The sequence below is a fragment of the Chitinophaga sp. MM2321 genome (genome assembly GCF_964033635.1).
Taxonomy (GTDB): Bacteria; Bacteroidota; Bacteroidia; order Chitinophagales; family Chitinophagaceae; genus Chitinophaga.
Genome location: NZ_OZ035533.1, coordinates 676,851 through 689,293, shown reverse-complemented (window position 1 = coordinate 689,293; position 12,443 = coordinate 676,851). Strand labels below are relative to the sequence as shown.

Below are 12,443 nucleotides of genomic sequence, written 5' to 3'. Positions count from 1 at the left end.
AATAGTTAATGTGCACGATATGGCCATAGTACTTAAACCGAGCTAAGAAATACAATCATTGAAATTATCTACCTGTTCACATAAGGATTAAACAGTCAGCTTCCATCCTTCGCGGTATGCGCGTTTTACGAACTGGTTGGCTTCATCAAAGTTGGTGATCTTCATATTAGCGCCATCCCACAGCATTTTGATATTGCGGCCGGGATAATTCATTCCTTTACCGTCAGCCCTTGGCCGCTGTATACTATGGCTTCTTATTGCGAGGTTACCCATCAATACTGCCTCCGTAAGCGGACCAGCCACGGCAAAGTCGGAACTGAGTTCTTTTTTACCATAGCCTGCAATAGCCGCTTCTACCCATTCTGTATAATGTCCGGCTTCTCCACCAGGCACTAAAGGAATGGTATGCTTTACCTTCACTTCATTATTACGGGACAGTGGTAACAATTTAGGATCCTTTCCGTAGGTACTACACATCATTTTCCCTTTGGTACCAATGAATAAAACACCATTGCCTCCGTCGCCGCCCATCATTTCGGTTGGTTCGAGTTCTTCCGGACGTACGGGCTGAATACCACCATCCATCCAATGCAGTTTTAGCGGTGTTTTGCCTTTGCGCGATTCAAAACTCATGACAACATGCGAAGATGGCGGACAGCTATCCGGATAATAAGCTTGTTTTTGATTTACATATACACTTCCAACGCTACATTCAACTGCGGTCGGATATTTAAGTTTTAATACACGGAAAGGCGCTTCCATCAGGTGACAGGCCATATCGCCAAGAGCGCCGGTTCCATAATCCCACCATCCACGCCAGTTAAAAGGCACTACTTTGTCAACATAATCTTTATAGGGGGCTGTGCCTAGCCATAGATCCCAGTCCAGACCTTTGGGGATCGCCGCACTTTCAGAAGGCCAGGGGATTCCCTGCGGCCAAACCGGCCGATTAGTCCAGCAATAAATTGTATTTACCTCGCCAATGATGCCGGCGTCATACCATTCCTGTAATTGTCTCACGCCATCTCCGGAAGCTCCCTGATTGCCCATCTGGGTGACTACTTTATACCGGCGAGCGGCTTCAGTTAATATACGCGCCTCATATATATCATGGGTAAGGGGTTTTTGTACATACACATGTTTACCTAATTGCATGGCGGAAAGAGAGATAATGGCATGGTTATGATCCGGTGTTGATACAGACACTGCGTCAAAATTTTTTGATTCTTTATCAAAAAGCTCGCGCCAGTCTTTATAATATTTTGCTTTTGGAAAATTAGCGATTGAAGTGGCTGCTTTCCTGTCGTCAACGTCACATAGAAAACCTATTTCCGCCTTGCCGCCTTTATAAAAATTCGCAATGTCCGATTGCCCCTTTCCGCCGGCGCCCACCCCAGCGATAACCAGGCGATCACTTGGTGCAATAAAGCCTTTGCCACCCAGTACATGACGCGGAACAATCATAAACCCTGCGGCAGCCGCGCCGACATTTCTAATAAAATTCCGTCTCGAATTTTGGGGAGAATCGTTGCTATTTTCCTTTTTTAACATAGTCGTTACTTTTTTATAATAATTATCTTCCGGGTTGAAGTATGTTTAACAGTTGTTGTTTGAGCTTTTCTTTTCCAGCCATTTCCCGTGGGGTCAGGTTGGTAGTTTGAATGGCATATTTTTCCTCGGGATCCTGCTGAAGATCATAAAATTCGCCTGTTTGGTATAGTTTCCACTGTTTATCCTGAATCCAGGTAGCGGGCTTAAAAGAACCCCATTTGGGGTCATAAGCACAAAAAACCCAGTCTCTTTTGGCGGCATTTTTTTTGTTTAATAACTGACCATAAAAGCTAGTCCCGTCTGTATGAAAATCTGCAGGCTTTTCTTTTCCGGCTGTTTCTAAAAATGTGGGCAGGATATCCGTAAAATCAATCAAATTATGATTTACTTGTCCAGGTTTAACGACACCTTCCCAGTATGCGATGAGCGGCACATGCGTGCCATATACCGTAGTGCGTCCTTTTCCTCCCTTCACTTCCTTACCATCTAAAACAGAGATGATGCTCGGGCTGGTGCCATTGTCTCCCGCAAAAATTATTAATGTTTTACGGCTGATACCTTGTTCCTGAACTGTCTTAATAATCTCTCCTACTTTTTTATCCATATACGCTACCATACTTCCAAAATAGGCGGGACTACTTTTATCTTTCGCCTTTGAAGCGGAAAAATCCTGACTATCGGGAGTAGCCTGAAAAGGGTCATGGGTAAGTACCATTGGATAATAGAGAAAGAAGGAAGTATCCCGGTTTTTTTCTATGAATTTTTTTGCGAATGCAGCAAACAGGTCCGGCCCATATTCACCCTGAAAACTTTTACTTCCATCGCGGGTATAAATAACCGGGTCTTTATACCGTGGATCGGGGTTGACCGGCTCTACCTGCCAAAGAAAATAATCATCAAACCCGCTATTTTGAGGATATGCCCCCTTCTGTCCTGCGATGCTTGTTGTTGCTGTGACCCCAGTAACTGCCACTTCCCGCTAATAGCAGTTACATAGCCAGCCTGTTTTAATAAATGGGCAAACGTTGTTTCACCAGGGTCTAAAATCCCAAACCCTTTATAATTACGGAAATTATACTTTCCGGACATCAATTGCACCCGGGAAGGGGTACATAACGGATTAGCGCTACATTCCGTAAAACGCATACCTGCTTGTGCCATTTTATTCAGCTGTGGCGTTTTATAGGATGATCCCCCGTTCGCTTGCAAAGTTTCATATCCTAAATCGTCGGCTAAAATAAAGATGATATTGGGTTTAGCTGCTGATGTGTTCCTTTGCGCCTGCGTCACCAATGGTATCAAACAAAGCTGCACGATCAAAAGCCTGAAATTTATTTTTTGAATAGACATAAGTACTTCTTTTAATAATCTGTTCTGGTCGTAGCATATTATTCTATCCATTCATCCCCGCTCATTTATACTGGTGGCTTTATTTAAATAAACCCCCAATAAATAAGTCAGTCCCGATTTGCTCACATTATTAATTTACTATACTCACAAAAAATAATGCGTAAAATATTTCTGCCACCCATAAGACAAGAAAAATCCCAAAAAGAGGTAACGGGTTGAAAATACTTTTATACTGCGACTGGAGGTTCTACCAACTTTTTCATCCATTTGCTGTCCATTGCAGACCGCATGGGTAAAAAAAGCGAATAAATCAGCCCGGTCTGCAAGTGAGTAAAGAAAGCATCCTCGTATTAAAAATACGTAGGGCCGATTGGTAATCAAGTGGGCAATATGGGTTTACGAGAAATTACTGAAGGCAGGCGTTACGGATATGGGGATCAAGTTGAAAGCCTGGGGGATCAACAAAAAAATTAAGCATATAACTTAGTTAATCTGTAAAGGGAAAACGGCACATCCCTAACACCTCTAAGTGCATTTCTAAAGGCTTTTATTTTAGCATTAAAGGATTCCGCAGCAGCATTAGTACTCCTGTTATTAAAGAAGTTCAGTATCTCCAGATAATGGGTTTGTATAGCCCTGGGAAGGGTTTTAAAGGATGACAGACCTGCCGATTCGACATCATTATACCACAATGCCAGCTTTTTAAAAGCCTCTTCTTTGCACTTGGATTTTCTGTATACTTCGCCTAATCTTAATGAGAGTTGGTAAGCTTTACGTATAACCGGATAACGTGTAAACAGCAGCTCCGCGCGTTGTTGTTGATCTCTGGTCCAAAGTCGGGGATGTTTAAAGAGTAGATATCTGCTCCTGGCTAGTAGTTGTTTTACGGTATCCCCATTGGGCAATAATTCAGGCTGATAGACGGTCTTGTGGATTTTAGCCTGCTCGTAGGCCCGGTTCAAAAGCATCCATTCCGAACAGTGTCCTTTCTGTTCCCAGCAAATAAAATCGCTTAAATGATGCTTATATTGTTGCCCGAGTTGTTTTCCATCGACTTGAAAGAAATGGCCCAACTAAACGGGGCTGATGGGTAATTATCTAAGTAATCCTTTTAAAAAAGCCGCGAATTCCTCTGGCATCCACGTTCCTTTTTTTACTATTTCCCAATCCCTTGTGACGGTTTCTCCGGTGGTTACAACCTCCCACCGGAGAAGCGTTGCATATAAGGTAACCCGCTTTCTGCGGATGGGGAAATCCTGAACGGCAACAGGGCGCAAGAAAATCTTTTGCGTGAAGTTTTTTATGCTGATGCTCAACGGGTACAATATTCTTTTCTTCTAAATAAATACTAAACTCAGCATCACCTTGACTACTACCCAGCCTGTCGTTCAATGCTGCTTTCGATTTACCCGTCGATACTTGTCCGCATATTCCCCCTCCATTTGATCCTGGGGTCACAGCATGAGCCGATCGCATATTGCCGTAACCTACCACCCGCACACGCGATTTTTCTCTTATATTATTTATATTAATTAAACAAGTTCAATAAATATCAGGTTTTCCCCTGTCGTTCATTTTTATCGTTAAAAAATGTGGCAAATGCCAAAAGAATAACTGCAGCAATCAATGCTGGTACCTGCCAAATGGATTGCCAATTGTATATTTTAGTTCCGCCAACAATATTGGTATAATGTTCGGTTACAAAACCCGAAATATAGGAGCCGATCAGTATGCCAAAGCCGTAGGTAGCGAGGGTAATAATGCCTTGTGCAGCACTTTTGTTCGTATCCTTTGCAGCATTATCGGTATAAATCTGACCGGTTACAAAAAAGAAATCAAAACAAACGCCGTGCAACACAATCCCTGCGTAGAGCATCCACAAATTCGTACCTGTATTTCCGCAAGCAAAAAATATGTATCTGATGATCCATGCGCCAATACCAATCATTAGCATTTTTTTCACTCCGAGACGGCGAAAAAAGAATGGAATTAATACCATAAAAACAAATTCGGACGCCTGCCCTATCGTCATTTTCCCCGCAGCATTTTCAAACCCTATATTGTTTAAAAATGAATTCGTAAAACTATAATAAAATGACAGCGGAATGCAAATGGCAACAGATGATAGGAAAAATACGGTAAATGATCTTGATCTAAATAACTGGAACGCGTCTAGCCCGAGAAGAACAGACAGCTTGGTACTCCCACCTCTTTGAGGAGGTGTATTGGGAAGCGAAAAACTATAAACACCAAGCAGTAACGATGCTATTGCTGCTATACGAAAGGTGAGCGCATCCGTTTCAATTTTCATAAACCCGATTAGCAGTCCTGCTGCGATCCAACCAACAGTTCCTAAAACCCTGATTTTCGGAAAATCTTTCGATGCGTCCTGCAACTGCGAAAAAGAAATGGAGTTGGCAAGGGCCATTGTGGGCATATACAGAAGCGTATATAACAGGATCAGCCACCAGAATGCATTAGCTTCGGACACATTGCTAATACATAGCAACGTAGCCGCTCCAAGCAAATGAAGAATACCCAAAACTTTCTGCGCCGGGAAATAACGATCTGCTACCAATCCAATAAAAATCGGGGAGATAATGGCAGCAATGGAGAGGTTTGCGTATGCAGATCCAACAAATACGGCATCCCCGTTAAAATTAGAAAAAATATAAGCCCCCATGGTAACATACCATGCACCCCATATAAAATATTCCAAAAACATCAAAATGGACAGTCTGAATCGGATTAGCTTTCTCATTTGATTATTTAATAGGCGTAAGGGTCAATTCTGCAAGATCCAACATAGCACCCTTCTCTTTCTCCGAACCCGATAAAAAAACAAAATTATGCACGCCGGCACTCAAATTGAGCGTACCTATTCTCTCCTTTCTGAAAGTAAACCACGATCCCGAGCGGGCAATTTTCCCCTTCAACGATTGCCCACCAGCTTTAAGCCGAAAAGATTTTCCCGCCTCACTGTCAGCAACAGACCATTTCAAATACACCGCGTACTTGGTCGGTTTTTCCACCTGCACCGTCCACTCCGCCTGGTCATCCGTGTTAAACCAGCCGAATGCTTTCCATTCAGGCATATACTTTATATTGGGTCCCACAGCTTTTGCCCTGGATGCTGTTAGATGAAGTACCCCCTCCTCGTCTTTAATAATCAGCTCCTGGTGATTCACAGTGTCTCTTTTATCATTGAAGCTTTCAGGCATGATACTTTGTACTGCGTCAACAATCATATCTTCAACCGTTTCAGCTAATGGAGAGGGTTGATTATAGTAAGGCATGCTCGATGCTCCTTCATACCCCCCTTCCCTGATTACACGCTTTGAAGCAATATAACACGGAACATCATTGGAATAAGCATTAACCCAAAGCCGCTCTGCGCCAAATTCATTCTTGAGCCGTATGCTGTAATCTACCACTACTTCGCCGGCCAGGTTCACCATCACCATTTTGTCGGCAAAGTTCCAGGTTTGAACAGGGTAATCCAATGTTGATGCAATGCTGTCTCCTCTTTGTATGCGCTCAAGCGCCAGCCGGGCATAATATGCTTCTCCCTCTCCCTGCTGTTTAGCTGTTTCCATCAATTCTGCTACTGTGGAAATATGTGCGAAAGGAAGTTTAATCCGGACCATTTTCCCCACTGGTGGTGCATTCAATGGCTCCAACTGTGAAGCAAGTACCTTATCAACATTGTCAGCTATTTCCTTTGCGTTTTGTTTCACATTTTCAGGAATGCCACGGGGTTTTGGATCTGCATCGCCAGCACATCCAATTGCAATCAGCGCCATTGCGCCGGGATGATTAGCTTCGATCTGGTGTCTTGCTTCACTTATCCAGTCACCATGTATCTTATTGATATTCCCTTCGAGCGTGGTGCCATGACAGGCATAATTAACGAGCACTGCACGTAGCGTACCATCGGCATTAGCTATTTTCAGTATAGGCAAGGCGGGATCCGTAGGGCCGCCTTCAGTTCGCCGGTTGTGCGCAAATGAAGCCTGTCCCTGTCCCCAGCTAATGAAGGCGGGTTTCCTGTCTTTTAATGCCGACAATGCCACTTCTTCAAGCTTCCGGCTTAGCTGTTCGGTATACCCGGCGATATGTAAAAGCTGATCCAGGGCCAGCAATGAGTCGCTGAATTTTCCCGGCCGGTACTGAAGTATATTCAGGGCATTGCCAATTTCCGGACCGCCGTGGGTATGTGACGCACAAATAACTATTTGCGCAGGATCGAGACCTGATTTTTCTGATAAAGATTTTACCAGCCTGGAAGTCAGACGCGCTGATATTCCCAGCAGGTCAACTGTAATCAACAATGAAGGGTGTTCCTGGTCCTTTCCAAAAGCAAGCGCATTGGCCTGAAGCCGATCAATTATTCCCTCAGATTCTATTTTGGTACGGGAGCCATAACCAGTCAGGCGTATAGGCTCTGCAGGTGTAATATCGACGCGGGCGATACCTACATCTACCGTTTGCTTTGCAGTCATGCCCTGCTGACTATAAGCGTATCCATATATAACTAAGATGGCGGTGCATGTCAAAAAGAAATGCAAAAAAATGGGTCGGGTAATCAATTTCATCGTATGCTTTTTTTACTGATGGATAATGATAAATCGCATCCTTCTGCAAATAATCATCCTAGCTGTTTCAGGAATGCCAGCAAGTCTGCCATTTGCTGTTTATCAATTTTCTTTTCAAAATCTGTTGGCATGGCCGACATGCCAAGCGCAGTTAGCGAGGAAATATCCTGCCGGGCGATATTAGAAACCTCTCCATCGGCATTTGAAATGGTTATTGCCGTGGGCGATTCCGCCGTAATAATTCCCTGGATTGATTTGCCATTATTAAGCTTGGCGATCCATAAATCAAATCCATGAGCAATGGATTTGTTCGGATCCAGGATATTTGTCAGGATATCTGATACCGGCCATGCGTAAACGGTACCAAGATCTGGACCAAAAGGCCTACCATCCTTCTTACCTAACTGGTGACAATACGAACAATTCGCCAGGAACATCTTTTTCCCATTTGCTATATCGGCTTTCAATGTTAATGCATCCTGGTACTGCTCAATAACAGCTTTGCGTTTATTGTCGCTATCAGTTAGCAATGTCCGTGCTCTTTTCATCTGTTCGCCGCTTCCACGGAGTTGAACACTTTGCGACCAGCTAAAAGAACCACGATTGATTTCGCCCGCCTCCACTTTATCGAGCAGTAATTTAACACGACCTGGGTTACCGATAAACGTGTTGATAGCTTCGTTTCTTATTGCGGGTGTGAAAGCATTCCATTGATCCAGCAAATATTTACAGATTTCTTCTCCGGGAATTTCACCAAGTGCTTTTACCGCTGCTAGCTGAACCTCCATGGGAGATTGGGGAGTAAGTAATTGTTTCAGCTCCGTTGCATATTGCTTCGGGTTCCGGATTTTCAGGAATGCGATTGCATCTGCCCTTGTATCCTGGTCGAGGCTCTTATCCAACGCTTTCCCCCTGGCTTTCAACATGGCCGTTGCTGTTGCGGGAGTCGCCGGTAGTCCCATTAATTTTAAAATATTTACGCTACTATTCCTTATCAAACCAGATGGATGATCAAGTGCTGCCCCGATGAGCAAATTGCGCTCTGATGTTAGTTGCTCCGGAAAAGGCATTCGGGTGGCCAACCCAGTATATAATCCCGCCAACAGAGGTGCCTGCCAACCTTTTTTCTCCTTTGAAGGATCTGATAATGTTTTTTGAATTAATTGCTTAACCGCCTCTACGCCCTGCGTTTTAGCCATAATCCCCCCCAATAATTTAACCATCGATCCATAAGCTATTACGGATGGATCGAATTTAGCGAGCATACTATCCAATAAGACATTAGTTTGTGACGACTCTGCACTGAGCGCAGCTATCTGCATCCAGTTATTACTGATATCTCTGAAAAGCAATTTCTGCCGCACTTCAGCGGCCAAAGGGGAGTTTACCGAACCAAGCGTACATAACAACTGAAACCTGACCTTTTCATTAGCGTCATTTTGCATAGCAAGTAATGCAGGAATTAATACCGCGTCGGCGCTCATATGCAACTCTGCCAACTGGATTGCATTCTGTCGAACCCCCGGTTCGGGATCTTTCAATGCCTCCAAGATAATCGGAGCAGCGAGCTTATTCATTCCTTCAAGCGTCCATAAAGCATGGAGCCGTCCCAGAGGAGATGTAGGATCACTCGCTAATGATGTCAACGCAGGAATAGCTTTATCATCATTTCTATCCACAAGCAGCCTTTGCGCGTTCATTCTCCACCAACTATTTTTATCCTTCAGTTTCTCAACCAGCTCCTTCTCACTGGCTTTCCCCAAATGGAGCCCTTTTGTCCAATCAGCAGCGGGTGCATCAGTGGCGGATATCCTGTAAATGCGCCCAATGGTATTCCCATTATAGAGATCTACCTTTTTAAGCATTTCTTCCGACATAAACTCCGGTCCCTCAATGATCTGACGATACATATCTATCACATACAAAGCACCATCGGGGCCCACATACATATTGACCATCCGAGAATAAGGATCAGTGGATGCGAGGAATTCCTTTCGCTCGGAAACACGCTTAGCAATGAAAGACACTCCTGAATCTTTCAGCCTATCGGCATGAATAATATTACTTGCCGGCTCCGCGACAAAGGTGATATCATTATTATTATATTCTTTTGGAAAAGCCCCTCCAAGATAAGCAGTGATCCCACAAGCCGACGTAAAAACGCCTATATCGGTTAACATCTGGTACTCCGGATTTTTAGTAATGGGGAATACCTCGGGATGATGCGCCAGCGTTTGAGTAGCACCAGACGCGGTCAGGTTGGGATTACGATGAAGATACCTATACGCAATTATTTCCTGGTATAAATGATTTCCACTATTTACCAGCAAATGATTACCCCACGCATCAAAACTCAAACCAAACTGCGACGTACCAGACATGGGTTCGATCAGATGTCTATCGGGGCGAAACCTTATTGTGCTTTCTTCAAGTATTGAACTAGTTGAATCGGAAGCATAATGAATATTACCTCCCTTTATTACCGGAAGGCTTGACAGATAAACCCAATTATCTAATCCATACTCCGGATTATTAACATTCGCTTCGATGTTGGAGGTGTCGAAACCGGTTAGCATTATCTCTTTAATATCAGCTATTCCATCTCCATCAGTGTCTTCCATATAATATACATTCGGCGGATCTGTTACTATCATTCCTTTCTTCCATCGGGTAATTCCAGATGGAAGAACCAATGAATCAGCGAAAACCACACTTTTATCCATTACGGCATCACCGTCGGTATCAAGAAGCTGCAATATTTTCCCTATTCTTGATTTATTGTGTGGCACTCCTGTCATCTCTACAACGTATAACCGTCCATCCTCATCGATAGTCATATCAACAGGATCATTCACCAGCGGCTCGCTTACCAAAAGTTCTATCTTAAATCCCGGTGCAAGCGTAAAGGAGGAGAGCGCCTCCTTTACTGCCTGAGTAGGCTGGTAAGCAGGTCTGTTATTACAACCTGCTGCCATCAAAAAAATAAAACAAATACCAGGCAAACACCCCTGCAGAATATTTCTCGAATTTTTCTTCATTATCATGTTTTAAAAATATAGCTTAATACGAATTCAATCTTTTTCGAACAGCATCCAATAAAAAATCATAACAACTATTTTCCGGAATTTACATCCGTTAATAGCCAGGATTTTGTTGCAACACAGAAGCCCCATTGATTTTACTGAGGTCGATTTGCACCTGTGGTATAGGATAACGTTCATTTTTACCTTTAACGAATTTTGCTCCATTCATGTACAGATAATTATAACCGGATATGTGGGTTTCATGAAAAATATAAGCATTTAGCACATCGGCCATATATCCAGCATTATTATTACTATCCCATCGCTGAAGATCAAAGAAACGGTGCCCTTCCATTGCTAGCTCAATCTTCCTTTCAAACCAAACCGCTTTGCGGGCAAACGCTTTCCCTTGCGTTACAAACTGATCGGTATACAGTCCTATTTTATAATTGGCTGCCGGGACGTTTGAAAATCCCTTCAACGGGTCATTATTGTCAATATATTTTTTTACCCAGCCGTCAGGATTCGCGGCGCGACTACGAACCCTGTTCACATAATCCTGCGCGTTCTGCAATGATCCGATCTCCACTTCTGCTCTGCAGCCCATAATAGTATATCGGCAAAACGAATCATTGTATAATTATTTGAATTTACGTTCCCCCCGCCTTCAGAGGTGGTTGATCTCTTAGCTTTATAATAAATGTGCTTGATAGGAAGATAAGGCCCGGCCGCAGCCTGTGAAACAATCCAGGATGCTCCCGGCATAATACCCCAGTCGAGATAAGGAATACCTCTTCTGCCTACAGTCCAATCTATACGTGGATCTAAAGTACCTGTATATGGCTCGAAAGGCGAGGATGATGCAATGCTCTGGTCATTTTTGATATCCGAATCGTTCCAGGTATCCAGCAAAGGCAATCCCGTAATTGGATCGGTTTTAAAAGAATTAACCAGACTGAAAGAAGGCTGATAGAATCCGCAACAGTTTGCCGGCCCACCGGCGCCATAGTTTAACTGATCCGCAAGATTTCCATTGGCTCCACCGGAATTATCATTGACCGACATTTGTACGGCGAACACAGATTCAGCACTGTTCTTAGTAGAAGGGTTAAAATTATCAGAATACCTGACAAGGTCATATTTCTCGCCTGCCGGATTCACTCCATGCTGAATAATATCCGCTAATAAAGGCTTTGCCTCCTGAAATTTATGCTGATACATATAAGCTTTAGCCAGGAAGGATTTTGCTGCCCAACTATTAGCTCTTCCTATCTCAGATTTGGTTTCAGTGAGATTCGTGGCGGCATACATCAGGTCGGCCTCTATTTTCGGCCATACCGGCTCGGTATTGGGAACCTGGTAATTTCCATTTTCAAAACTAATGGAATCGGTGACATATGGAACATTCAACCAAAGCTTTGCCGCTTCGAAATGAAAAACTGCTCTTAAAAATACAGCTTCAGCCCTTATCTGAAGTGCTTCTTCGTCGCTTATAACCCCTTCTTTTATCTTATCAAGCACCCGGAGCACATCATTTGCACGCTGTACGCCCGTGTATAAAGCGCCCCATTTACCATCGAAATACGGATTCACCGCTGTTGCAGTATAATTTTCTATTAACTCAAGATCAGTCTGATCACCATACTCCGAGCCCTTATGCGCATCATCGGAGGCAACACCGCCGAAAGTCCAGTTACTGATCGACTGCGACCATACGCCCACCACAGCTCCAGGTCCACCAACACCATCCAACAACGAATAGGCGCCGACCAATAAGCCATTAACCCCCGCTTTGTTGGTAAGATTTTCTTCACTTAGCAAACCTTGCGGTTCCTTTGTCAAAAAACTTTTGTTACAAGCAAGTGTAGAGAACAATAAACAAAAGCCAATAAATGCCGATATCAAAACAGATGAGATTTTCATA

The 12,443-nt window shown here is 43.6% G+C and carries 7 protein-coding genes and 1 pseudogene; all 8 read right to left on the bottom strand.

What is annotated here, in order from left to right:
* Window positions 1–87: 87 nt before the first annotated feature.
* Complete coding sequence (locus ABQ275_RS02525; protein ID WP_349316697.1) at window positions 88–1,551, bottom strand: Gfo/Idh/MocA family oxidoreductase; 1,464 nt, start codon at window positions 1,549–1,551, stop codon at window positions 88–90.
* Window positions 1,552–1,573: 22 nt separating this feature from the next.
* The gene (locus ABQ275_RS02520; RefSeq protein ID WP_349316696.1) at window positions 1,574–2,524 is read right to left on the bottom strand and encodes a sulfatase-like hydrolase/transferase; all 951 of its coding nucleotides are present in this window, start codon (window positions 2,522–2,524) and stop codon (window positions 1,574–1,576) included.
* Window positions 2,425–2,901 carry a sulfatase-like hydrolase/transferase gene (locus tag ABQ275_RS02515; protein ID WP_349316695.1) on the bottom strand — a complete coding sequence of 159 codons (477 nt, stop codon included), beginning with the start codon at window positions 2,899–2,901 and terminating at the stop codon, window positions 2,425–2,427. The genes ABQ275_RS02520 and ABQ275_RS02515 overlap by 100 nt, the downstream gene beginning before the upstream one ends.
* A gap of 470 nt (window positions 2,902–3,371) precedes the next feature.
* Window positions 3,372–3,974 carry a transposase gene (locus ABQ275_RS02510; protein WP_349316694.1) on the bottom strand — a complete coding sequence of 201 codons (603 nt, stop codon included), beginning with the start codon at window positions 3,972–3,974 and terminating at the stop codon, window positions 3,372–3,374.
* A 479-nt stretch (window positions 3,975–4,453) separates the two neighbouring features.
* Window positions 4,454–5,662, bottom strand: coding sequence for a nucleoside permease (locus tag ABQ275_RS02505; RefSeq protein WP_349316693.1), 1,209 nt, complete (start codon window positions 5,660–5,662; stop codon window positions 4,454–4,456).
* A 4-nt stretch (window positions 5,663–5,666) separates the two neighbouring features.
* Complete coding sequence (locus ABQ275_RS02500) at window positions 5,667–7,403, bottom strand: neutral/alkaline non-lysosomal ceramidase N-terminal domain-containing protein (protein WP_349316692.1); 1,737 nt, start codon at window positions 7,401–7,403, stop codon at window positions 5,667–5,669.
* A 146-nt stretch (window positions 7,404–7,549) separates the two neighbouring features.
* Window positions 7,550–10,534, bottom strand: coding sequence for a PVC-type heme-binding CxxCH protein (locus ABQ275_RS02495; protein ID WP_349316691.1), 2,985 nt, complete (start codon window positions 10,532–10,534; stop codon window positions 7,550–7,552).
* 97 nt (window positions 10,535–10,631) lie between these two features.
* Window positions 10,632–12,442: pseudogene (locus ABQ275_RS02490) on the bottom strand (RagB/SusD family nutrient uptake outer membrane protein).
* Window position 12,443: the final 1 nt, after the last annotated feature.